We start from the raw sequence: 24784 nt of genomic DNA, 5'->3' as shown, positions 1-24784 counted from the left end.
GGTGCCACGGCCTCGCTCAGCGCCTTGTAGGCGTCGGTCCGGCCCTCTCGGGCCCAGCCCTACGGAAGAGGCCGTGTACTCGATGGGCGAGCACGCAAATCTTTCCACGTGCGCCTTGTGCGCCAGTTCGGCTCGTGGAAGCTGAACACCGTCACGCCTGTCCGTGTCTGTCGGTTGCCCATGAATATTTCTACTGAAGGCCCGTAACCGCCCGAATCAAACTATGATGTAGCCCACGTCCCGGGTCTCCAGGGGAGGGAGAGCCGAGGGAGCAGCGCGGTCGAGCATGGGCCGGGCTGTGTGCAAGGGGGGTGTGCATGCCCGAAGGGCAGACGGTTTCTGCGGCATCGCGGAAAGTTGCAGAGCTGGTTCGCGTCTTTACGTCCGGAATTTCTGAGCGGGAACTGGTCGTCGAGGCCAAGAGGCAGTTCGGCACACTGCCGGAGCAGCGGTTAGTCAAGCTGGTCGCCGAGGCGGTCCGTGGAGGTCTGCTGATAGCTTCGGGGGACCTTCTCCTGCCTGCTGCTCTGCAGGAATCGGCGCCCTCGTCGCAGGTGGCGCCTGAACGACGCAAGCCAGGCGCCGACTCCGCTATCGCTGAACGGTTGGACGAGACATCCGTGCTGCGGGCCGTCGCGCTCGACGTCGAGAGCGTTGTACGTACGACGGCGACTGTTCCCTACTTAGAGCGGCACGTCTACGAGGCGGCAGCGGTCAGGTTCGGCGCCGATCGGGAATGGGTCGCTGCGGCCCCACGCTGGCGGCGTTACCTCAGGTTCCATGGGGACACTGAGGAGTTGCGCGGCAGCGTCCGGGACGCCGTACTCGGCCAGGGGCTATCTCCGCGACAGGCATGGACGGAGCTGAGCGACTTCCTGTCGGATGCCGATGTCGTGGTCGCCTACAACGGCACGACCCTGGACTTCCCCGTCGTCAGTGAAGCGGCGAAGAAGGCCAGTACCCGCGATCCGCTCTCCGCTGTGCGCCCTGTCGATGGCCTGTACCTCGCGCACGCCGTTTGGCCGACAGCCTCGTCCCACCGACTTCAGGACCTTGCGCTTCAGCTCGACGTCTTCCGTTCGGACCTCCGTGCCCATACTGCGGACGGCGACGCGGTACTGCTGGTGCGTCTCCTGGAGCGGGCCGCCGCGGAGTTCGCATGCAGGACGGCCGAATTGCGCGATCTCATCGCCGACGTCTGCCCCGACTCCGACGCCTGGCGGTTGCTGCGGGAACTGGCCGAGGGCGAGGCGGCCAACGATCGACAGCCGCGGGTGTGGGAGCAGGCGAGCGTGGCCCGCCTGTTGGGTGCCGAGTTTGGACAGCACACGCCGCGTCGAACCTCTGGCGGAAGGGCACCGGGCAAGGGCGCCGTGGACGTGCCGGACGTCTTTCGGGGCGCCAGCGGGCGGGTCGAGCCGACCGCTCTCGCCCGGGTCGTACACGGCTCCCTCGTTGAACCCCGGCCCGCGCAGCAGGAGATGACGGCGACGCTGCACGACTGGACCGACCGCGGCGTCGGCGGCATGCTGGAAGCGCCCACCGGCACCGGAAAAAGCTATGCGGTACTTGCCGCCGCGCTGGACTGGCTCGCAGGTGGCGATAGACGTACCGCTGTCATCGCCACGTACACCAAACAGTTGCAGAGCCAGATGGCGAAGGACATCCAGGACCTGGAGCGGGCCCTGCCGGGCATCCTCGGAGTCGCCGACCTGGTCAAGGGTAAGTCCAACCGGCTCTCCCTCGCAGCCCTGACGAAGGCCCTCGCCGAGGCCACGCGTCGGCGCAGCTCCGCGGGCACCGCCCGGGCTCGCATCTCCCAGCGGAGCCAGTTCCGCGAACTCGCCGTGTTCCTAGCGCTGCGCCTGCTCGGGGCTAAGGAGCCCCCGCAGTCTTGGACGGCCAGATCGGTCGACCCGGTGGACCTGCCCGCCTTTTTCACCGACTACATCGGGCGCGGCCTGCCGCTCTGGCTGGAGTCGCTGTCGCAGCGCGACGGCGACTACGGCCCCGGCGCAGGCAACCCGCTCACCGCGCACACCGACACCGTCCGGGAGTCGATCGACAGCCACCGCCTCATCCTTGCCAACCACGCGCTCGTCCTTTCCCACCTGGACGACCTGCGTGCCCTCGGACCCGACGTGCTCCTTGTGATTGACGAGGCGCATGAGCTGGAGAACGCCGCCACATCCGCGCTGACCGTGACTGCCGACTACCAGGACCTGGAAGCCTTGCTGCCGGAGTACCAGGCATGGATAGGGGACGCGCACCCGGGCACCGCTAAGGAGCAGGCCGCTGCAGCGATTGCCGACCTCGAGCGGCTGCTCGACGATGAACGCCTTCCGCGACTGACGGCGCAGGCCTTCGACGCCCAGGCCAAGGGCGTGGGCGTACGCATCGGCAGCCGGTCGACCACGCTCGCCAGCCCCTATGCTGGAACCTCCGGCACTAAGCACACCCGGCGGCTGTCGCTAGTGCTGGAGAGCATCGCCAAGGCGCTCGTGTCCTGTCGCATCACGCTGGAGCGGTACGTAGTCCAGCACGCTGCCGATATTGATCCCCTGGTACGCGAGCGCCTGACCGCGCTCGCGGAGCACACCGACTCCCTCACCAATGCCCTCGACCGGATCACGGCCGACATCCGCGCCTTTCTCGACCCCGCCCTCACCCTGGACGAGGCTCCCCCTTCCCGCGTCATACATGTGGAGGAAGTGGACGAACCCAGGGCGGAGCTGCGGTCCTACCGCTTCCGTGTCGCCACCAGTCCCGTCGACCTGCCCGCAGACCCGGAGTGGCGGCGATACCTAGAGTCCTTCGACCGTGTCCACTACGTCTCCGCGACTCTGCGTGTAGCCGGGGAATGGAACTTCATGCGGACCCGACTCGGGTTGCCCGACGATGTGCCGACGCTGGCCCTGCCTTCTCCGTTCGCCCTGCGCAGCCAGGCCGAGGTCGTGTGCTTCTCCGACTTCCCCTCCTGGGCGGAGCAGGAGGAGGGTGCCTTGCGGACTGTCGCCCACCAAGTCGCTGGGTTCGCCGCAGAAATGACGCGTGTACGCGCCGACGGCAACGGCTTCGACGGCGGCGCCGTGATCCTCACGACCGCCCGCTCGACCGCCGCGGGCATCGGCTTCCACCTCCTACGGGAGCTGCGCTCCCGCGCCCTAGACACACCAGTCGTCGAGGCGCTCACTGCCGGCAACGCCCGGGCCTATCAGGCCTTCACCGACCGGCGTGACGGCGGAGGGTTTCTCGTCGGCACGAAGGGACTCTGGCAGGGGGTCGACGTCTCCGACGCCGAGCGGCTGCGTTTGGTGTGGATCAACAAACTGCCCTTCGCGCCGTTCGCCGCTCCGATTGTGGAGGCCCGGCGCGCGGCGGTCGCCGCACGGGCCGAGCAGGCCGGCCACCCCGATCCGGAAGGTGCCGCCACCGAGCACTACTACCTGCCGCTCGCCGCGCTCCAGCTGCGTCAGGCGGTGGGTCGGCTCATCCGCTCCGACCGCCACCGCGGCGTCGTCGTCATCAGCGACCGCAAACTCGCGGGAGCAAGCAGCCTGCGCCGCTCCTACCGGCGTGCCTTCCTCGGCAGCCTCGATGACGGACTTCAGCGCCCCGCCCCGGAAACCGGCGACATCGGAGGTGGCAACGTCGCCACTATGGCCGAAGGATGGCGTCGCATCTGGGGATTCATGGCGGCCCACCACCTCCTGGATCCCGCCAGGGCCGCGGAGCTGTGTACCAACGAAGCCCTTGAACGACAGACCCTCCTGCCGCACACGAGGCGCATCCGTGAATTGGCACTGACCACCGAGGAGACTCAGAAGTTGCGGGAACAGGGCCTGCTGGTAGAGGAGCTCAAGGACCGCTGCGCCCGTATCGGAGGATTGCTGCGGCTCGTCGACGAACCTGTGGCCCTCAAGCCGGCGCAGCAGGCCGTCATCGCCGCCGTAGCCGAGGGACGCAACGTACTCGGACTGCTTCCCACAGGCTTCGGCAAGAGCTTCACCTTCCAGCTGCCCGCGCTGGTCCTGCCGGGCGTAACCGTGGTCGTCAGCCCGCTCATCGCTCTCATGCACGACCAGGCCCTTGAACTGAACCGGTCCATCGGTGGCGCGGTCCGTGCGCTCATCTCCCCGCTGCGCGAGTCCAGCAGCAGGACCGGTAAGACGGAGGTGACGGACCAGCTCCTCGGTCGAGCCGACCACGGTATCCGCCTGGTCTACGTCAGCCCGGAACGTCTGTGCCAGCGGCGCTTCCGGGAGACCGTCCGCGCGGCCGCGGCGGCGGGCCGGGTGACCCGGATCGCCGTGGACGAGGCACACACCCTTCCGCAATGGGAGGACTTCCGGCCGAGCATGCGCCGGGTCAGCAGGTTCCTGGACGAGCTGCGCCGGGACCACGGGGTGGCGGTCACCGCGGTGACCGCCACCGCCAACAGGGCCGTCCATGAGGCGCTGCGCCAAGGGCTGTTCGGTCTGTCCGCCCAGGTCCCGGAGCCCGCTTCCGCCGAGGCAACCGCCGAGGCGGAGCATCCCGGAGTCGTCGGCGGACTCCTGACGGTGCGCGAGAACCCGATCAGGCCCGAACTCGCCGTCTTCCGCCGCTCCCTCGACCGGCTCGGACAGGGAGGTGTGGCGGGGTTGGTCGAGCGCGTCGTCGACGCGCTCGACGGTCACGCCATCCTCTACTGCCTCACCGTCAAGGAGGTCAACACTCTCTATACCCACCTGCGCGAGTACGTGGGTGACGCCGGCGTCCGCGTGCTGCGGTTCCACGGCCGTCTGACGGAGGCGGAGAAGGCGGCCGTCATGACGGAGTTCCGGGAGGCACCCCGGGAAGGCGACGACGGCTTCGCCCCGGTCGTGGTGGTGGCCACCTCCGCCTTCGGGCTCGGTGTCAACCGGCCCGACGTACGCACCGTGATGTGCGTGTCGCCGCCTACCGACCTGGCCGCGCTCTACCAGCAGTTGGGTCGGGCGGGGCGGGACGGCGCGGGCCGGGGGACGGCCGGGGACGGTCCCGTCAACAGCGGTCTGGCCCTCGCGACTAGCCGGGGTCTGCGCATGGTTCGTTTCATGACGGGCCAGGAACTGCCCCCGTCGCTGCTCCGGCGCATGGGCAGCCTTGTCCTCGCCCAGCGGGACGGCACGCTCGATCCGGTACGGCTGGCCGACCTGCTCATGGCCGAGGACGCCGCGAGCGGTGCGCTGAGCGAGGTAGAGCTTGACGACCGGCACACCCAGGAGCGCTACCAGGGCGGCATCATGCGGGCGTTCAGCGCGCTTGCCGACCTTAGCGCCGTCGAGGACCTCGGCGACCACCCGCCGTTCTGCGCGGTCAAGCCCGGCGACCTTTGCCACGCCAGCCACGGCGCAAGACAGACGCCTACCACTGCACCGGAGCGCGACGAGGAAGCGGCCGGTTCCCTGCAACTGGAGCAGACCGTCATTGACACCGCCCTGTCCTGGGACACCCCACGGCAGGTCGACGTCCGAGCTCTCGACCGGGAAATCGCCGGCCGGTACCCCGAATACCGCTCGGTCGCCGATGGGCCGTCGGCGACCTGGGAACTGCTCGCCGACCTCCACGACCGTGGGTTCCTGGACGTCTCCGCGGCACCCAGCCGCCGCCTGGTCACCGGTCTGACCACCCGCACCGGCACCGTGCCCGATGGGTTCCTCCCGCTGCTCGTCCGACGCGGCCGCCGAGCCGCCGAGGAACTGGCCAGGCTCCGGAATTTCTTTGACGCGAGCACGGTCTGCGCCCAACGGGTCTTCGCTGATTACTTTGGTGTCAGCGACCTGCCCGAGGGGTGCTGCACCACGGCCCGCTGCCGCTGCTCGGCCTGCTGGGACACCGGTCGCTGGCCCGTGGAGGACCGGCGCCCTGCCGTCGCCCAGGCCTTCGACAGCCCGCGCCCCCGCGAGGGAGGCGGTGCCGACAATCTACTGCGCGACCAGCGCGTCGACCTCCAGCTCCACCGGCTGCTGCAGCTCCAGCCGCAGGGCGCACACCCGCGCCGGCTCTGGCACGCACTGCGCGGCGACGAATCCTCCTACAACCCGAGCAATCGAAAGATGATCCCCTTGCCGAGGGCGATCCGGGACAGCCGCCACTTCGGCGGTCGCGCCGATCTGCCCTATGCAGCAGTAAGCGCGAGCCTCACACGGCTGGCCGCAGCCGGGGCTGCAGTCGAGGGTCCGGACAGCCTCTGGCGAGCGGTCCGCCCGGTCCGACACACGAGATTCCGCTGGGCGGGAAGCGCATCTGAACGGAAGGACGGCTTGACGTGACCACGATGATCAGCACTGGACCGGACATCTGGCGGCCGTTCGACGGCGAGCCTGTGCTCACTCCTGCCATGACCGGCGGACACGGCAGCACACCCGCCGGGGACCTGGAACGGTTGCGCCACTATCTGGAGGCGGTCGTCGCAGACCGAATGTGTCCGGTGCACACCGTGGTCGCCTTCAACGCGGCCTATTTCGGTTACGAACTCGGTGGTGAAGGCCACGGCAAGGGCCCCTTCGACCCAGACGCGTTCCCATCCCTGACGCTGGGCGACGAAGTACCGGCCCTGCCCGTCGGGGCACTCGTGCGCATCGAAACCGGATCCGACCCGCTGTACGCGGAGATCGTCTACAAGGAGGGCCGCCACCCTGGCGTCGAAGAGGGTGTCGACGTACCCGCTTGGGTATCCGGGGCACCGGCCGGTGCCCGAGGACCGAAGGAGCTGTCGGAGGCACCAAACCCAGTGCGTCGGGAACTGCTGGTCCCTGACCTCGCGGCCTTCGGCTCCGCGCTGCAGCTCGACGAGGTGAAGTTGCAGCGGTTCCGGGCCCGCCAGAAGTGGCTCAACAAGGACGGTCACGTCGTCGTCGACGCCCGCTACGGCTCGGCGCCGCAGGCCGGGCTCGATGACTGCACCGCCTTCGTGCAGCACCTGCTGACTCACCAGCGGGAAGCACTGTTGAGCCCCCTCGTTCCCGTGTCCGTCGCCCACCTGGCTGGGGGTGGCACGGAGGAGCGGCTGAAGAATGCCCTCAGCGGGCTGCTGGACACCGTCGATCACGCCTTGCGCACCAGCGACAGCCTGCGCAGCTGGGGCCACTACGCACTGACTCGCACCCGCATCGGGGCCGCCCTGGGTCGGGACGGGCCGCTGGGCGGCGACGACCTGAGAGCCCTTGCTGGCTCCCTGGAACGCAGTGCAGCCCCTGCCATCCGCCGGCGGCACGGCCTGAACGGTTCCCGCACCGTGTACACGGCGATCGGGCCCTGGCTGCGGGGCGTCCACGGCGCCGAACCACTGCTCAAGGGAGTGGAATACGCGGTCTCGGTGTGCCGCGCCAACCTGGCGGTCGCGGACTTCGTCCGGGGAGACACGGACAATGGCATACGCGCCGGAAGCGATGTACGGATCACCCTCGACGACGACTTTCAGAACGGTGGCATCTGGCGGTCCCACCACCCGGGCTCGGAGGAAGCGGACGACAGTGATCCGCTGCGCCCGGCGGGGCGCGGCTGGCACGACACGATGCATCCACCCGTGCCACCCCAGCCTGTCGCGGTGCCGAACGCACGGAGTGTCCCCCGAGAGGAACAGCTGGAGGACGAACCGTATATCGATGCCGAACCCGCGGACGCCCCGCTCGTGGACGGTGACCGGATCGGTCCGCCGAACTACCTGAGGATCAACGACAGCGAAGTCTGCTGGCAAACCCCACTGCGTCTCGCTCACCTCATGGAGGATCGGCTGCCGTTGAGCGCCAGGGTCCGGGACGGGTTGGCATATCTCGGCACGGATACCGTTTCCGTGCGCCTACGCCTGGAACTCAGCCATCCCGGCGGCGAGCTCGACGCGTCCGAGGAGGTCCAAGAGGTGCTTCTGGACCTCACCGATGAGACCGGCATGCTCCGGAACCTCCAGTGGCCCATCGACTTCTTCCCCGGTCTGTGCCTGTACATCCAGTGGCCGCGCGGCGGCACCGTCTTCCGGGTCCACACCGTCGAACTGGAACACCCCGTCGACATCGACGGGCAGCTCGTCGCGCACCGCTACGACCCGGGAGTGCTCACCCGGGAAGGAGCGCCGGGTAGTGACCGGGACGGTGATTCGTCCGCCGGCCTAGACACCCGGCGTCTCGTCCTGCGTACCGTACGACGCTTCGGCCGCCTCACGCCCGACGGACATGCCCTCCTCGACCGGGCCGCCCTCCCTCGAGGCGTTTACGGCACAACTCCCGCCCTCCATCAAGTCACCGCACTAGAGCAGGCTGTGGACGAGCTCCTCGCCGAAGACTACTTGTATTCGGCCATCGGCAGCCGCGGTGCGGACGGCGAGCCCCACCATCCTGCCCGCGACGGTGAGCCGCCCATCGCCCTGATCGGTTACGCGCCGAACCCCGTGGTGGTGCCACGGCCGGGCTCGGGCGCTGGCGCGCCGCCGCAGGTCCACGGTGTCGCACACTTCGTCCACGGCTTCCTGCGGAGGCTGCCTGCGGGCTCGAATCCGACGGATGCCCAGCGCGCTGCCTACCGCGAGCACTGCCGCCACGTCGGAAAGGCAGACGGCTGGGAACTGCCGCCCGGCTATACCTTCGTCACGGAACACTCCCGCCGGCGCTGATCCGCCCGGTCGGATCGGCCGGGCATGCGCTCGCCACACGCCACACCCCCCGCATCCACATGACAGGAAACAAGAGATCGGGACTGAATGACCGTCAGCTATCCCGTGGTTGCCAAGCCACCGTACTCCCCGCACGGCACACCGATTGGACTGCTCAAGGAACTCGCCGCAACGCTCGACGGGCTCGGCCAAGTTTTGGACGCTGCCCTCGACGCTCTCACGGTCGGCGAGACGGAACTCGCGCTGAACTCCCTTGGCCCCAAGGACCGTCAGGCCATCATGAGGGGCCTCGGCTTTCGCAAGGTCGAGCCGCGGCGATTCGGGCGCGTGCTCAGTGAGCAGGTGCTCAAGCGGTTGCAGCGGATGGAGCCGACTCACCACAGGCATGCCGCCTCCCATCTCACCGCCCGGATCATGAGCGACATCGATCACGTGGTCGCTGAGCACGGGGTCGCCGACACGAGTCCCGGCCTCGTAGACCGCTGGGGTACCTGCCTGCTCCGTTTGGCGCTCTTCTCCCACCTTCAGGCTTCGGCACACGACGCCCGACTGCTGGTATGGGCCGCGGAACACGACTGGTTCGGCATAGAGGCGGACGAGGCGGCACTGGCCGCCGTACTCAAGGCCGCTCAGCAGGTGATCGACGCGACTCTCGGGTGCGACAACGTCACCGCGATGGACGAGGATGCGGCGGCTCAGGAAACTCAGCCGACCGCTGCTGTCCCAGTTCCCCGGCGGCCCGATCACATCTCGGTTCCCGACCTGGCCGAGTCCTCAGTGCAGCAGGGAGAGCAGCCCCCTGATGACGGGTGTTCCCTGGACGATCTGGCCTTCGTCGAGCAGAAGGTCAAGCACGTCGTCGAGAAGGCCCGAGGCGCCGCCGACCGCGTGAGCGCCGCACTGCTTGACGGGTGCCCGCCCGCCGACACGGATTTGGCGTCGCTCGCCACCGTCGCCCCGGCGTTCTCCCGTGCGCTAGGCGTACTCTCCGCACTCGGCGTCACCGGCGTGACTGATCGCCTCACCGATGTCCTGAGGGCGATCGACGAGGCTCGTGCACGCGTGGAACGGAAGGAGAGGAACGCCGAGGTCCGTCACGTGGTGGAGACGGTGACGACTCTAGGCTGCTCTCCGGGCAGTGCGGTGGCCGCGGTGATCGCGGACGCCAGGCTGAGGGCGGAGTCACTGCTTGCGAAGCAGGAGTGGGACGAACAGGACGACGCGTGCGCACACGTTCTCACGCTGCTGGTGCGCCTCGCTGGCATGAAGGACCGGTTGGACGCACAGCAGGAGATCATCGAACTCCAACAGCAGTTGTCGGTCGCACACCCGGCATACGCTGTGGCCGCCGTCCTGTACCACCAGATTTCGCTGACCGAGGACAGGCCCACCTCCCACGACACGGCCGCCGCCCCGCAGGGGGAGGACTCCGCCGAGGTTTCCGAGGCGCTGGCACTGGTCACATCCTCGGAGGCGGTCACCGCCGCACAAGCTGACATCGGCGCGCCTGAGACGCAGCACCACAGCACTACCGACTCCGCCATGGCCGAGCGACCTCCCCGGTCCGCCGACCCCGACCAGCAGCAACCGGCGGGGGAAGAACGGATCGCGGCCGACCCCGCGGTGACCGCTGCTGTCGACAACACCACGGGTACCGCCGACCACACGGGAACGAAGGACATTGAACCCGTCCTCGCCCGGCTCATCGCCGAGAAGCGCTTCGGGCTTGCTGCCCACCTTTCGCAGGCCGCCGACCGCCCGGACACCGAGTCCACGGTCTTGCGCCTGGCCGCCGCGGCGACACTGCTGCACTCCAGGACCGGGCGAGCGGCTCAGGTCATTGAGGAAGCGCTGAACGAGTGGGAAGCCCGTAAGGAGAGCGACAGTGACGCGCTGTCCTTGGTCCTGCTGCCCACGCTGGTCCGCGCGGCCCTCGTGACCGGTGCGCCCGTCGTCGGTGCGCAGCTGAGGGCGCTGGCCCCGCAACTGCCCGATGCCCTGCGCGAAGTGGCCACCATGGTTGCAGAGCGCGCGCTGCAGGGAGCACTACTCATCGCGCCACCCCACGCCGTTGTTGCCGATGTCTCCCACACCGAGGGCGAACTGCGTACGGCCGTGGATGCCTGCCAGGCTCTGCTTACCGTGCCTCGGTTGCGTTTCCAACGGGCCAGCGCCATGGTGCAGAGCTGGCTGGCGCCGACCGGTCTGCTCGGCAGCGTGCTCACCGCCATCGTGGCCGGGGCCCCGGACGCCGAACACCTGGCCGACGAGCTGCTGGAGGAGCTCGCTCGCCGAGTTCAAGTCGAGGCCGCGATCGACGAGATGGACGCTGCACTGCGCGGGCCGGGCGGTCGTGGCATCCAGGGGTCGGGTCGCAACAACGTCCGCCACTGCCTAGAGCGTGTCCGGGGTGCCGTACGGCAGTGGCGTGCGGTCAAGCGCGACCTCGAAGCAGGACGCGCGGAGGAGAACGTGTGGGCGTTCCAGTCCGTCGCATCCCTACGCCTCTCCCTCCTCGGCCTGCGTGAACGGGTCGCCGACGACCTCACTGCGGCCGAACGCAGCTCCGCCGTGTTGGCGAAGGCCACCGCCTACGTGGCGCGGGACCTGTTCGCCGAGGTCTTCTACGGGTTGGATGCGAATAGCCGACCGGCTGAGACGGGAGCCGAACCGGACGTTCAGACGGTTTTGGACGTCGAGCTCCACAAGGCCGAGCCGGCCGTGCCGGGCGAGAAGCCGACCTTGGACCGCTTGCTGATTGCAGTGGACCGTACCTGGGACGACGCGATTGAGCAGCAGCTCGCCCGTGACGAATTCGGTGTGATTCGCGTTATCACGGACCTCGCGGACTTCGACGTCCTTCCTGCGGCCCACACCTTGTCGCTCTCGGAGGAGCGTCGCGCACACCTCGGCGCGTTCGAGAAGGAGCGCCGCGCGGCGCTCGCCGAGAAGCAGCGGCAACTGGCCGCCCGGCTCCGGCGGTCCCAGGCTGACGAGGCGCTCACCGTCGAACAGGACGTCAGCCTCCAGGAGCTGCTCGCGGACGCCCGAGCACACCTGGAGCACGACCGGCCGGGCGAGCTGGCCGCGGTCCGTCGCAACCTCGACCGAGTCGAGGAGCTGCTGCCCCGCTACCGCGAGGAAGCTGCTGACCGGCTGCGTGCCCGGCTGGCCGCGCTGACGGAGGTGAGCGCGGAGGATCGCGAACGAGTCCTGCGCAATCTGGACACCGACAGCCTGGCCACCGCGGCTGAACTGGTCTACTTCCTCGAACTGGGCGAGCCAGTACCGGAGATCAGGTCCGAGGACTCGCATCTGGAAGCCTTCTTTCCCGCCGTGCCGGACTCGTTGCCGGGCGGTATCGACGCGGAGCTGATCGCGGCCGTCCGCGCGCGTGGCCGGTACGGCGACAACGTCGTGCTGGACTACGTAGGACTTTCGGAGGAGGAGGCCGAACGGGCGACCACAGCTCTGGAGTTGTGGAGCACGCTCGCCGCGACCAAGGACCGTATCAACATCAATCCACGCGAGAGCCTCAATCCGGCTCTGGCCCTCCTCGGATACGAGGCCCGGCGCGCACGGCCTCTGGACGACCTACCGCGCGGCAAGGACTACCGCTTCTTCGAACTCGCACCCGTGCACGTCACCGGCCGTGCCTGGGCGCCCGCCTTCGGATCGCAGATCAAGGACCGTGGCGGCAAGCTCCGCGCACTGTTGATCTGGGGCCGGCCCGCGGCCAAACTGCTCATCACCCGCGCTCTGCAGGACCCCGACGAGAGCAGTCTGCTGGTCGTCCACTTCGGGACGCTGGACAGCAGGACCCGAAATGAGCTGGCCGCCGCCTCCCAGGACACCAAGCCGATCATGGTGGTGGACGACGCCGCGCTGGCCTACCTCATTGCGCACGGCAACCGGCGGGTGGACGCCACGACCGAGACGCTGTTGCCGTTCTCCGCGGTGAACCCGTACATCAAGGAAAAGCGGGGCCAGATCGGCCGGGAAATGTTCTACGGTCGGGACCGCGAGCGCAAGAGCATCCACGATCCTGCGGGGACCCAAATCCTCTATGGCGGTCGGGGTCTCGGCAAGTCGGCCCTGCTCGCCGACGCGGGGGACCGTTTCGAGGAGCAGCGGCCGGGATCCTACCGCAAGCTCTACCTCAACCTGGACAAGATCGGTATCGGCCGGGGCACCGCACTCGGTGCCGAAGCCATCTGGCCCACGCTGGACCAGGAGCTGATCAGGCAGGGAGTCCTGGAGGAGCCTCGACGCCGGGGCCCACAACAGGAGGCATGGCAGCGGGTCACCGACGGGATCGCGCGGTGGCTCGCTCAGGATCCCGACCGGCGGCTACTGATCCTCCTCGACGAGTGTGACCGTTTCTTCGAGGCAGACGTTCCCGAGTGCACGGAGACCCGTCGGCTGCGTGGTCTGGGCGAGGACTCGCGCGGGCGGGCCAAGGTGGTCTTCGCCGGTCTGCACTCGGTGCAGCGTTTCACCCGGCTTGCCAGGAACGGCCCGTTCAGCCACTTGGCGCAGACCCCGACGGTCGTCGGACCGCTCTCCCCGCAGTTCGCCGCCGACCTGATCGTGCACCCGATGCGTGCGCTCGGCTTCGAGTTCGCCGACGTCGACCTTGTCAACCGGGTGCTCGGATTCTGCTCGTACCAGCCCTTCCTGCTGCAGATCTTCGGCAGCCGGATGGTGCAGGTCATGCAGAACAAGCGGGCGCGCGCACCACTCGCGCCGCCTCCGTACACCATCGAGGAGTCCGATGTCGACGCGGTGGAGCAGGACACCTCGCTGCGCTCGGACATCACCGCGGCCTTCAAGGACACCCTCGCCCTCGACGACCGCTACCACGTCATCGCCAATGTCCTTGCCCAGCATGCCCGGGACAACGGTCTGGAAACCCGGCTCAGTGACAGGGAGTTGCGGGAGGAATGTGCCGGCTGGTGGCCCCGCGGCTTCGAGCACCTGGACAGCGAGGGTTTTCGTGCTTATCTGCAGGAGATGGTCGGCCTCGGTGTCCTGGCGCCGAACAACGACGGGCAGGGCTGGCATCTGCGGGGGCCCAACGCGCTGCGCATGATCGGTACCGCTCAGGAGATTGAGGCGCGGTTGCTGCGAGCGGAGACGGAGTCCCGGCTGGAGGAGACCGTTGTCCTGGAGAGTCGTCCGGACCTCTCTGACGGCAGGTCGGCCCCGCTTACCGTCAACCAGATCGATTACCTGCTGGGCGAACACGTAAACCAGGTCCGCGTCGTTCTCGGTACGCAGGGGACCGGCGTCGCGGATGTGGAACGGACTCTGCGTGAGGTGACCGGCAGGGTGGCGGGCTGGTCCGTGCCCGCGATCGGGGGCGCCAAGGCGTTTCGCAAGGAACTCGCCGTCGGCCGCGCCGGCGAGCGACGACTGCTCATCAGCGATCTCTCGCAGAGCAGTGAGAAGTCCTGCCGGGAGTCCTTCGACCTGGCCAGGGCCGTGCTGCCCGAGGTCGCCGAGGCGACCCGCTCAGTGGTCCTCGTGTCGGGTGTGGAACAGCTCGGCTTCTGGTCTGGCCTTCTCACCGGTCCCGACGCGGACCATGACACCGTCGTGGTGCTGCGCCGGCATGACCTGCGCAGCCTGAAGGACTGGACGCAACGCCACAGCCTGTGTGAGACGGAGGAACGACTGACGCGCCTGGCGGAGGCGACCGGTGGCTGGCCCTACCTGCTGGACAAGGCGCTGCAGCTGCGTGATCACCGACCGGACCAGGACCGAGTGCTGGCAGACCTGACGTCGTGGCTGGAGCAGAGCAGCGGCGCCGAACAGTTCGTCGACGCCGTGGGACTGCTGGAGCACGACACCCTCAAGGCCGCCTACGACGGGGTCGTTGAGCAACTCGGTACCGACTGGCATGACGACGCCTACCTCGTCACCGCGGCCGAGATGGCTGGTCTCTCGTCCGGGGAGGCGCGTGGTGCCGTCGTCTGCCTGGAGGCCCTCCAGGTGTTCGACCGGGACGGGACGCGCCTGCGGGTGGAGCCGGTCCTGCATACGGCGTTGGGCGTCCTTTAGGCCAAGGTCTCATGAGTCAGGTGGGGCCGGAGTTGCGCCTGGCCCCACCGAGACTCGGCCAGCACACCCGTGTCCTGTCGGCGGCCAGAATCGAGTAACGACGGGACGCTCTACTGTTGGCCCTTTTCCAGCTCGCTCTGCCGTGGCAAGACTTGGCACTGATGGTGATGACCGGGGGAGGGTTAAGCACTCGGTCGGCCCCGTCGTGGCAACGGAACGAGACGGCTCACTGGTCGCGGGGGCGTCGGGGGTCTCGGTCGTAGAGAAGATCCCGGAAATCTACTGGGACGACGCAAAGCCGTGGGTCTGACGCCGGCTGCGTGAGTTCCTCGCGGAATCTTCCGAGCGGCAGTAGGTGCTCCCGGGCGGCGAGTCAGCCTGTAACCGCTGCACCTGATGCGGCGTCAGGTAAGTCGGCATCTGGTCAGCATCAGTTCCCGAACATCCTGAGAGGCTGTCCGAACAGGTGCCTGGTCGGCGGCGCCACAACAGCCTGGTCGGCGCGGAAGCCCAGGTTGGGAGCCGTATCCCAACGACAAGCGATGTTCCTCACAATCATCAACTTCGACGCGTGCCGGTGTAGAGTGAAGACCGCCCTTGACCTGCAGAAAGCTGGCAGGGAGCCGTCTTACAGGAGTCCAAAGTGCTGCGTACTCTGTTCAAGTCCAAGATCCACCGTGCCACCGTCACCCAGGCCGACCTGCACTACGTGGGGTCGGTGACCATCGATGCCGATCTCCTCGACGCCGCCGATCTGCTGCCCGGGGAACTGGTGCACATCGTCGACATCACCAACGGTGCCCGGCTGGAGACGTACGTCATCGAGGGGGAGCGCGGGTCCGGGGTCGTCGGGATCAACGGGGCGGCGGCCCACCTCGTCCACCCCGGCGATCTGGTGATCATCATCAGCTACGCTCAGGTCACCGACGCGGAGGCCCGCGAGCTGCGGCCCCGGGTCGTGCACGTCGACGCCGGCAACAGGATCGTGTCCCTCGGCGTCGACCCGTCCGAGCCGGTGCCCGGATCGGACCAGCAGCGCAGCCCGCAGGCCGTAGGAGCCTGACCGGCGGACCAGGACCAGGAGCGTGCCCATGAGCGAGACCCAGATACGCGACGACCGGGCGGCGGGCCGTCTCGAGGCCGTCGGTGACGACGGCGAGGTCGCCGGCCGCATCGAGTACTTCGTCCTGGAGTCGCCCGCGCGCGCCCTGGTCCCCGTCCACACGATCGTCGAGCCCGCCCACGAGGGCAAGGGCATCGCCGGGTCGCTGGCCCGCGAGCTGTACGCCCTGGCCGAGCGCGAGGGCATCCCGGTGGCCCCGCTGTGCCCGTACGTCGTCAAGTGGGCCGCGCGGCACCCGGAGACCGCGCCGCCCGCCGACCCGGCGCTGCTGTCGGCCGCCAAGGACTGGCTGCGGGCGCATCCGGGACGGTTCTGAGCGAACCGCGCCGTACCGGGTGGAGCGGACCGCCGTATCGGGTCTGAACCGCCCTATCGGGTCTGAACCGTCCTATCGGGTCTGAGTGACGGCCGTACCGGGTCCGGTCGGCCGTCCGCCCGGGACCGGCCGTCCGCCCGGGACCGGCCGCAGATCGCGCCCCGGCATGGTCCGGACCTCTCCGGTCCCGGGGCCCCGGCTACCGTCCGGCCCTCCCCGGTCCCCGGGAACCCCGGCCACCGTCCGGGCCGACCCCGGTCCCGGGACCTGGCCACCGCCCGGCTCCCCGGCCCCGGCTCCCCGGCCCCGGCCACCGCCCGGACCCTCGGCCCCGGCTCCGGGACCCGCCCCACCCCGTCCCCGGGTGAGTGGCCGCGTCGCGCCCGGGTAGGCGGGGGTGGAGATCACTGGCGATGTCCTGTGACAGCCCGGAGGAGACCATGACGAACCCGTACGACCCGGTCCCGCCCGCGCCGGGCCCGGATCCCACCCCGAACCCGGCCCCGCCGGACCCCTACCCCAGCCCGGTCCCGACACCGGAGCCGAGCCCCCAGCCCACTCCGCCCGCACCTGGCCCCGCCCCGACGCCGCCGGCCCCGGGTCCGACGCCCACGCCGCCCGCACCGGGCCCCACGCCGACTCCGCCGGCGCCGCCCCACCCGGGTCCGACGCCGGAGCCCTCGCCGGTTCCGCCGGGTCCCGAGCCCGTGCCGGAACCCGAGCCCGTGCCGGACCCGGAGCCGGGCCGGCCGATCGCCTGAGCGTGCCGGGGATCCGGGAGACGGCGACCGCGCGGCCGGCCGGGACGCGGATGTGTCCGCGCTTCCCGGCCGGCCGCGCGGTTCCCGCGTTCCGTCAGGCGGTCACCTCCGACCGGTCCCCGCCCCACAGCGTGTGGAACGCGCCGTCGCGGTCCGTCCGCCGGTACGTGTGCGCCCCGAAGAAGTCCCGCTGCCCCTGCGTGAGCGCCGCCGGCAGCCGCTCCGCCCGCAGCCCGTCGTAGTACGCCAGGGCCGCCGCGAAGCCCGGCGTCGGCACGCCCTGCCGGGTCGCCGTGACCAGCACCTCCCGCCAGTCGTCCTGCGCGTCGGCGATCTCCCGCGCGAACGTCTCGTCCGACAGCAGACTCGGCAGATCGGGCCGGGCGTCGTACGCGGCGCGGATGCGGTCGAGGAAGGCGGCGCGGATGATGCACCCGCCGCGCCAGATGGACGCGATCCGGCCGAGGTCGATGTCCCAGCCGTACTCCTCGCCGCCCGCCGCGATCTCGTGGAAGCCCTGCGTGTACGACACGATCTTGGACGCGTACAGCGCCTGCTCCACCCGGTCGGCGAAGGCCGCCGCCTCCGCCCCGCTCAGCGCGGTGGGCCGCGGACCGGCCAGCTCCCGCGACGCGGCCCGCAGCTCCGCGTGCCCGGACAGCGACCGGGCGAAGACCGCCTCGGCGATCCCGGACACCGGCACGCCCAGGTCCAGCGCGATCTGCACGGTCCAGCGGCCGGTGCCCTTCTGCTCGGCCTGGTCCACCACCACGTCCACGAACGGCTTGCCGGTGGCCGCGTCCTCGTGGGACAGCACCTCGGCGGTGATCTCGATCAGATAGGAGTCCAGCCGGCCGGTGTTCCAGGTGCGGAAGACGTCCGCGATCTCGGCGGGGGAGTAGCCGGCGACATCGCGCAGCAACTGGTACGCCTCGCCGATCAGCTGCATGTCGGCGTACTCGATGCCGTTGTGCACCATCTTCACGAAGTGCCCGGCGCCGTCAGGTCCCACGTGCGTCACGCAGGGCGCCCCGTCCGCGGCCTTCGCGGAGATCTTCTCCAGCATCGGGCCGAGCGACTCGTACGACTGCGCCGAACCGCCCGGCATGATGCTCGGGCCGTGCAGCGCGCCCTCCTCGCCACCGGAGATGCCCGTGCCGACGAAGTGGATGCCCCGCTCGCGCAGCTCCCGTTCCCGGCGCCGGGTGTCCGCGAAGTGCGCGTTGCCACCGTCGATGATCATGTCGCCGGGCTCCAGCAGCGGGGCGAACTCCTGGATCACCGCGTCCGTCGGCTCACCGGCCTTGACCATGACGACCAGGCGGCGCGGGCGTTCCAGCGCCGCCACGAACTCCTCGGCGGTCTCGGCCGCGACGAAGTTCCCTTCCTGCCCGAACTCCTCGACGAGCGCCTTGGTCCGCGCCACCGTACGGTTGTGCACCGCGACCGTATAGCCGTTGCGGGCGAAGTTCCGGGCGAGGTTGCGGCCCATGACCGCGAGGCCCGTGACACCGATCTGCGCTGAAGTGCTCATACCGCCTGCTCTCTCGTCGTCTCGTGACTACGGCTTCGTCAGTACGTGCCCTGCCCATCCTGGCGTGCCGCCACCGCGGGCGCACATCCGGCCCGCCGGCCACGGGTACGCGGCGGCACCGCCGCTCGTCTCAGCCTCCGGCCGCCGCGCCCAAGTGGGAGGTGTAACCGGCCACTTGAGGGGTAAGGGCGGCCGGTTTCCCGTCTTGTCATGGCCTGTTCGCGGCGCTTACGTTGGCCCCTCCTGACGCATGGCGAGGGGATTTCGGACATGGCCGTACGCGGCCGGCACCGCCGGTACCAGCCGAGCAGGATCAACCGCGCCTCACTCACCGTCACGGCGAGCGGCGCCGGCCTCGCGATCCCGCTGGTCGCCGCGGGCGCCGCGCAGGCCGCCGACACGGCCACCTGGAGCAAGGTCGCCGCCTGCGAGTCCAGCGGCGACTGGAGCGTCAACACCGGCAACGGCTATTACGGCGGGCTGCAGTTCACCCAGTCGACGTGGGAGGCGTACGGCGGCACCCGGTACGCCCCGCGCGCCGACCTGGCCGGCCGGACCGAGCAGATCGCCGTCGCCGAGAAGGTCCTGCACGGGCAGGGACCGGACGCCTGGCCGGCCTGCTCGGACCAGGCCGGGCTCACCCGGGACGCCGGCGGCCCGGACGCCCGCCCCGCTACCGTGTCCGCGCGTCCCGTCGCGGCCGCCGCCCAGCGGTCCGCTGCCCCGCAGGACGTACGGCCGCAGACCGCCCCGCAGACCCGCGCGGGCCTGACCCGGATGTACACGGTGGTGCACGGGGACACCCTGTCCGGCATCGCCGGCGACCACCGGGTGCCGGGCGGCTGGCACACGCTGTACGCGGGCAACCGCGCCACGATCGGCGCCGATCCCGACCTGATCGTGCCGGGCCAGCGGCTCAGCCTGAACGGCACGGCCACCCGGACCGCACCGCACAAGTCCCCTCGGCACACCACGCCTTCGGAGCATCCCGGAACGCACCACACCGCGCCGCCGGCCCGGCACGCCCTGGTCGCCCCGGTGACCGCGTCCATCGGCACCGGCTACCACGTGGCCGGCTCCCACTGGTCGAAGGGTTACCACACCGGCGTCGACTTCCTGGTGCCGACCGGCACCCCGGTGCGGGCGGCGGCGGCCGGCCGGGTGGTGGCCGCGGGCTGGGGCGGGTCGTACGGCTACCAGGTGGTGATCCGGCACGCCGACGGCCGCTACACGCAGTACGCCCACCTGTCCGCCATCGCCGTGCGGGCCGGCCAGAGCGTCACCGCGGGCCTGCGCGTCGGCCGTTCCGGTTCCACGGGCAACGTCACGGGCCCCCACCTGCACTTCGAGGTGCGGACGGGGCCCGGTTTCGGCTCGGACGTCGACCCGCTCGCCTACCTGCGGGCCGGCGGCGTCAGCATCTGACGCGGGCACGGTGCCGGCAGCACGACCGGCATCGGCAGCAGCACGGGCAGCAGCGCCGGCACCGGCAGGTACGGGCGCGCGGCCGGCGGAACCGGAACGCGCGCGGCGGCCGGAAGCGCAGCAGTAAAGGTGGTGGTCGGGGCCCCCGCGGCCCCGGCCCCGTCCGTTCCGCCCCCGGTCCCGGCGAACCGGACCCGGTACGTCCCGTCTCCGGCCCCGGCGGTCCCGGCCCGGACCGCCGTAGTGAGCCCGGCCGCGCGCTGCCGCGGCACCCTGGGGCACGCCCCCACGGCGTCCCGGACCGCCTCGACGGCAAAACCCCGACTCGGCACAGCAAGGCCCGGCTCCGGCACGGCAAGGCGCGGCCCCACCACAGCGAACCCCGGCCCCGGCGCGGCAGCGCCCGGCGTGCCGGGGACCAGCGTGCCGGTGCCCGGTACGGCAGCGTCGGCGTCCGCCGGTGCCGCGCCCCCGGAGCCGCCCGCCCCGCCCAGAGCAGCGGCGGCCTCCACCGCAGTTACCGGCGGCGTCCCCTCCCCGCCCTCCAGTCGTTCCGTCGTCAGCAGGATCAGGCCGCCCGCCGTCACGGCCGCGCAGCCCAGGGCGAGGGCGGTGCCCGCGGTGCCGTGGCGGAACGTCTCGCCGAACAGGACGATGCCGACCACGGCGGCCAGGACCGGATTGACCACCGTCTGCGTGGCCAGCGGGGCGGCGAGCCCGCCGCCCCGGTAGGAGATCTGGGAGAGCACCACGCCGGCGACCGTGAACGCACCGATCGCGGCGAGCGAGGAGAGGTCGCCCAGGCTGATGCCGTGGCTCCAGTCCACGGCCACGGTCTTGGTGAACACCGACGACATGCCGAAAGCGATGCCGGAGGCGGTGGCGAGCAGCACGCTGCGCACCACGGGATGCCGGTGCGCGGCCAGTCCGGTGCACGTCAGCGCCGTCACCGCCGCGCCGGTGACCAGGGCGACGGCCGGCCGCTGACCCGGCGCCAGGGAGTGCCCGGCGGCGGTGCCGACCAGGGCGAGCAGTCCGGCGAGGCCGGCCGTGGCGAGGAGGGCGCCGCGCCAGGCGGTCGCCCCGGCCCGGCGGCCGACGCACAGCGCCGCCATGGGCAGCGCGAAGACGATGGTCAGCGCGCCGAGCGGCTGGACCAGGCTGAGCGGCCCGCAGGCGAGCGCCACGACGTGCAGCAGGCCGCCGAGTCCGTTGAGGCCCAGCGCCCCCCACCAGCCGGGCCGGCGCACCGGGACGCCGCCGGTGGAGGACCCCGCGACCTGCTCCTGCGCGATCGCCCCGCCCGCGTAGGCGAGGGCGGAGACGACCGACAGGAGCACGGACAACGCCAGGGCGCTCATCGGCGTCTCCGGTGGTGTCCGCGCCGGGTGCGGCGGGCGTCCTGGGCGCGGCGCGGCGTGCGGTCGGCTTCCATGGTCACCACTCTGCCCGCCCGTATCCCCCGCGTCGTCGTCCCTGAGCACGCATTGCGTCCTACTGCCGATGGAGTACACCGGCGGGGTGATCATCCCTTGGGCGGGCGACGGCGTACGGACACCCGCCGGACGGCCGCCGGCGCGCGCCTGGTACGACTGGCTGTCGTGCGACTCGATCCCGGCCTGTCCGCGCTGCGCCCGCTCGGCGGCTTCTTCGTCCTGCGCACCCTCGTCTCCGGCGACTGTGCCGCGCGCGGGCTGCCGACGCTCGCGGACGGTTACGCGGGCGCGGCGGCGGACGGCCGCAGCGATCCGGTGACCGCGCGGGTGACCACCGTCGGCGAGCGGCTGCGCACCGCCGAGCCACGGGTCGCCGCCTCCCTCGCGCACCAGGGGCTGGCCGCCCGCCTGTGGTCGGCGGCGCTGGGCTGCGCGGTCCTGTACGGCCGGCTGCCCGACCTGGACCCGCGCCTGCTGCGCTGGGACGTCCGCGCCACCGCCCCCGACGACCTCCTCCTCACCGAGGTGCGCCCGCTCCCCGGGGACGCGGCCACGCTCACCGCGACCGTGCTGCACGGCCATCTGGAGCCCCTGGCCGAGGTGTTGCGGGCCCGTCACGGTGTCGCGGCCGGCCTGCTGTGGGGCAACGCGGGCTCCGCGCTGGCCGCGACCGCCCGGGAACTGGGCCGCTGGGCCCGCGCCCACGGCCGTACCGACGCGGCGGCCCGCACCCGGGCCCTGACCGGTGAACTGTTCGCCCATCCGCTGCTGGCCGGCACCGGCACGCGCACCGGTACGGCCTTCCGGCGCCGCAGTTGCTGCCTGTACTACCGGGTGCCCGGCGGCGGGCTCTGCGGCGACTGCTGCCTGGTCCGGCCGCCCGGCTGCGCCCCGCGCTCTTCCCCGGAAGCCGCATCTGGGTGACCATGAAAGGGAACGTGCCACCGAGACCAGGGAGTTGTCGGGTGCGAGTGGGACTGCTGACCCGGGAGTACCCGCCGGATGTGTACGGCGGCGCGGGTGTCCATGTCGAGTTCCTGGCCCGCGAGCTGGCCTCGCTGGTGGACCTGGAGGTGCACTGCTGGGGCGAGGGCCGCGGGGACGGCGTCGTACGCCACCGTCCCTGGCCCGTGCTGGACGGCGCCAACGACGCGCTGCGCACCTTCTCCGTGGACCTCGCCATGGCCGCCGCCCTCGAAGGCCGCGACCTCGTCCACTCCCACACCTGGTACGCGGCCCTCGCCGGCCACGTCGCCAAGCTGCTGTACGGCGTGCCGCACGTGCTCACCGCCCACTCGCTGGAACCGCTGCGGCCCTGGAAGGCCGAGCAGCTCGGCGGCGGATACGCGCTGTCGGGCTGGGCCGAGCGCACCGCGATCGAGGCCGCCGACGCGGTGATCGCCGTCTCGGGCGCCATGCGCGCGGACATCCTGGCCTGCTATCCGGCCCTGGACCCGGACCGCGTGCACGTCGTCCACAACGGCATCGACACCGGGCTGTACCGGCCCGACCACGGCACCGACGCCCTCACCCGGCACGGCATCGACCCGGACCGGCCCTACGTGCTGTTCGTCGGCCGCATCACCCGGCAGAAGGGCGTGCCGCAACTGCTGCGGGCGGTACGGGACATCGATCCCGGCGCCCAGGTGGTGCTGTGCGCCGGCGCGCCCGACACCCCCGAGATCGAGCGCGAGTTCGAGGAGCTGTTCGAGGAGCTGCGCCGGGCGCGGGCGGGCGTGTTCTGGATCCCGCGGATGCTGCCGCGCCCGGAGGTGATCCAACTCCTCACCCACGCGGCGGTGTTCGTCTGCCCGTCGGTGTACGAGCCGCTGGGCATCGTCAACCTGGAGGCGATGGCCTGCGGCACGCCCGTGGTGGCGTCCCGGGTGGGCGGTATCCCGGAGGTGGTGGCGGACGGCCGTACCGGTCTGCTGGTCGACGTGGACGACGGTTTCGAGGCCGGGCTCGCCCGGGCGCTGGACACCGTCCTCGGCGACCCGGACGCGGCCCGGCGGATGGGCGAGGCCGGACGGGCGCGCGCGGTGGGCGAGTTCGGCTGGGACGCGGTGGCCCGCCGCACGGCGGGACTGTACGAGCGGATCCTCAAGCAGGCTTAGCCCGCTCTCCGCGGGGCATCCTCGGTTTCAACCACGGTGAGGGGAGCGGTCATGCGTCGCGGAGGGCCTTCCGTACTCGGGATCGTGCTGGCGGGCGGCGAGGGCAAGCGGCTGATGCCGCTCACCGCGGACCGCGCCAAGCCGGCCGTCACCTTCGGCGGCACGTACCGCCTCGTCGACTTCGTCCTGTCCAACCTGGTCAACGCCGACGTGCTGCGGATCTGCGTGCTGACCCAGTACAAGTCGCACTCGCTGGACCGGCACATCACCACCACCTGGCGGATGTCCAGCCTGCTCGGCAACTACGTCACGCCGGTCCCCGCCCAGCAGCGCCTCGGCCCGCGCTGGTACCTGGGCAGCGCCGACGCGATCCTGCAGTCCCTGAACCTGGTCCACGACGAACAGCCCGAGTACGTCGCCGTGTTCGGCGCCGACCACGTCTACCGCATGGACCCCCGGCAGATGCTCGCGCAGCACATCGAGGGCGGCGCGGGCGTGACGGTGGCCGGCATCCGGGTGCCGCGCGCGCAGTCGCCGTCGTTCGGGGTGATCACCACGGGCCCGGACGGCCGTACCGTCGACCGCTTCCTGGAGAAGCCCGCCGACCCGCCGGGCCTGCCCGACGCCCCGGACTGCGTGTTCGCCTCCATGGGCAACTACGTCTTCACCACCAAGGTCCTGATCGAGGCGCTCCAGCGGGACGCCGAGGACAGCCAGTCCGTGCACGACATGGGCGGCTCGATCCTGCCCCAGCTGACCGCGCGCGGCGAGGCCCAGCTGTACGACTTCGGCGACAACCACGTGCCCGGCGAGACCAGCCGCGACCAGGGCTACTGGCGGGACGTGGGCACCCTGGACGCCTACTACGAGGCGCACATGGACCTGATCGCCGAGCGCCCCGCGTTCAACCTGTACAACCGGCAGTGGCCCATCTACACGCACTCCTACCAGCTGTCCCCTGCCCGGTTCAACGCGGGCGGCATCGCGAGCGAGTCCATCGTCAGCGCGGGCTGCCTGATCCGCGGCCAGGTCACCCGGTCGGTGCTCTCCCCGGGCGTCCGCGTCGATCCCGGCGCGGTCGTCCAGGGCTCGGTGCTGCACGACAACGTGCACATCGGCCGGGGTGCGGTGGTGCGCGGCGCGGTGCTGGACAAGAACGTGGAGGTGCCGCCCGGTGCGACGATCGGCGTCAACCCCGAGCGCGACGCCGAGCTGTACACGGTCTCCCAGGGCGGCGTCATCGCACTGGGCAAGGGACAGCGGGTGCCGTAGCCCGGCTGACCACCCGTCACCCTCCGGTGCGCGCGACGCGTTCATGTGAAACCTCCGGGATGCCCGGGTTTGGGCCCTGTGCCCTCCAGGATGCAGGCAACGATG

At 70.8% G+C, this 24784-nt stretch carries 11 protein-coding genes; 9 read left to right on the top strand and 2 right to left on the bottom strand.

Features of this window, described 5'->3' with window-relative positions; translation table 11 throughout:
• Nucleotides 1–317: 317 nt before the first annotated feature.
• From ACH4OA_RS01950 to ACH4OA_RS01930, 5 genes are all read left to right on the top strand, one after another.
• Nucleotides 318–6296: a DEAD/DEAH box helicase gene (locus ACH4OA_RS01950; RefSeq protein ID WP_397967141.1), complete on the top strand. Its 5979-nt coding sequence runs from the start codon at nt 318–320 to the stop codon at nt 6294–6296.
• Between the two features lie 5 nt (nt 6297–6301).
• Entirely contained in the window at nt 6302–8632 is a 2331-nt protein-coding gene (locus tag ACH4OA_RS01945) for a hypothetical protein (RefSeq protein ID WP_397967372.1), read from the top strand.
• 87 nt (nt 8633–8719) lie between these two features.
• Nucleotides 8720–14695: a hypothetical protein gene (locus ACH4OA_RS01940; protein WP_397967139.1), complete on the top strand. Its 5976-nt coding sequence runs from the start codon at nt 8720–8722 to the stop codon at nt 14693–14695.
• 643 nt (nt 14696–15338) lie between these two features.
• Nucleotides 15339–15758: an aspartate 1-decarboxylase gene (panD, locus tag ACH4OA_RS01935; protein WP_397967138.1), complete on the top strand. Its 420-nt coding sequence runs from the start codon at nt 15339–15341 to the stop codon at nt 15756–15758.
• A 28-nt stretch (nt 15759–15786) separates the two neighbouring features.
• On the top strand, nt 15787–16134 hold the full coding sequence (locus tag ACH4OA_RS01930) for a GNAT family N-acetyltransferase (RefSeq protein ID WP_397945583.1): 348 nt from the start codon (nt 15787–15789) through the stop codon (nt 16132–16134).
• A gap of 855 nt (nt 16135–16989) precedes the next feature.
• On the opposite strand, the gene gndA is transcribed toward ACH4OA_RS01930, so the two are convergent.
• Entirely contained in the window at nt 16990–18429 is a 1440-nt protein-coding gene (gndA, locus tag ACH4OA_RS01925; RefSeq protein ID WP_397935172.1) for an NADP-dependent phosphogluconate dehydrogenase, read from the bottom strand.
• Between the two features lie 270 nt (nt 18430–18699).
• Between gndA and ACH4OA_RS01920 the strand changes: the two genes are divergently transcribed.
• On the top strand, nt 18700–19854 hold the full coding sequence (locus ACH4OA_RS01920; protein ID WP_397945582.1) for a transglycosylase family protein: 1155 nt from the start codon (nt 18700–18702) through the stop codon (nt 19852–19854).
• Here ACH4OA_RS01920 and ACH4OA_RS01915 read toward each other — a convergent pair.
• On the bottom strand, nt 19824–21215 hold the full coding sequence (locus tag ACH4OA_RS01915; RefSeq protein ID WP_397935169.1) for a DMT family transporter: 1392 nt from the start codon (nt 21213–21215) through the stop codon (nt 19824–19826). The two genes, ACH4OA_RS01920 and ACH4OA_RS01915, sit on opposite strands and share 31 nt — an antisense overlap.
• Nucleotides 21216–21455: 240 nt before the next feature.
• On the opposite strand from ACH4OA_RS01915, the gene ACH4OA_RS01910 reads away from it, so the two are divergent.
• Genes ACH4OA_RS01910 through glgC form a run of 3 tightly spaced genes read left to right on the top strand, consistent with a single transcriptional unit; the run spans nt 21456 to nt 24679 of the window.
• The gene (locus ACH4OA_RS01910; protein ID WP_397967136.1) at nt 21456–22214 is read left to right on the top strand and encodes a (2Fe-2S)-binding protein; all 759 of its coding nucleotides are present in this window, start codon (nt 21456–21458) and stop codon (nt 22212–22214) included.
• 41 nt (nt 22215–22255) lie between these two features.
• On the top strand, nt 22256–23407 hold the full coding sequence (gene glgA / locus ACH4OA_RS01905) for a glycogen synthase (protein WP_365875846.1): 1152 nt from the start codon (nt 22256–22258) through the stop codon (nt 23405–23407).
• Nucleotides 23408–23458: 51 nt separating this feature from the next.
• Nucleotides 23459–24679 carry a glucose-1-phosphate adenylyltransferase gene (gene glgC / locus ACH4OA_RS01900; RefSeq protein WP_365875844.1) on the top strand — a complete coding sequence of 407 codons (1221 nt, stop codon included), beginning with the start codon at nt 23459–23461 and terminating at the stop codon, nt 24677–24679.
• Nucleotides 24680–24784: the final 105 nt, after the last annotated feature.

Source organism: Streptomyces sp. NPDC017095 (assembly GCF_044332325.1).
In the GTDB taxonomy this organism is placed as follows: Bacteria; Actinomycetota; Actinomycetes; order Streptomycetales; family Streptomycetaceae; genus Streptomyces.
The sequence above is the reverse complement of the archived record's forward strand: the minus strand, read 5'-3'. Positions and strand labels throughout refer to the sequence as shown.

Bases quoted from the DNA above. Each gene is read 5' to 3' on its own strand.
- ACH4OA_RS01930 (WP_397945583.1), top strand. From the start codon at position 15,787: ATGAGCGAGACCCAGATACGCGACGACCGGGCGGCGGGCCGTCTCGAG.
- gndA (WP_397935172.1), bottom strand. From the start codon at position 18,429: ATGAGCACTTCAGCGCAGATCGGTGTCACGGGCCTCGCGGTCATGGGC.
- ACH4OA_RS01915 (WP_397935169.1), bottom strand. From the start codon at position 21,215: ATGAGCGCCCTGGCGTTGTCCGTGCTCCTGTCGGTCGTCTCCGCCCTC.
- glgC (WP_365875844.1), top strand. From the start codon at position 23,459: ATGCGTCGCGGAGGGCCTTCCGTACTCGGGATCGTGCTGGCGGGCGGC.
- ACH4OA_RS01945 (WP_397967372.1), top strand. From the start codon at position 6,302: ATGATCAGCACTGGACCGGACATCTGGCGGCCGTTCGACGGCGAGCCT.
- ACH4OA_RS01940 (WP_397967139.1), top strand. From the start codon at position 8,720: ATGACCGTCAGCTATCCCGTGGTTGCCAAGCCACCGTACTCCCCGCAC.
- ACH4OA_RS01920 (WP_397945582.1), top strand. From the start codon at position 18,700: ATGGCCGTACGCGGCCGGCACCGCCGGTACCAGCCGAGCAGGATCAAC.
- ACH4OA_RS01950 (WP_397967141.1), top strand. From the start codon at position 318: ATGCCCGAAGGGCAGACGGTTTCTGCGGCATCGCGGAAAGTTGCAGAG.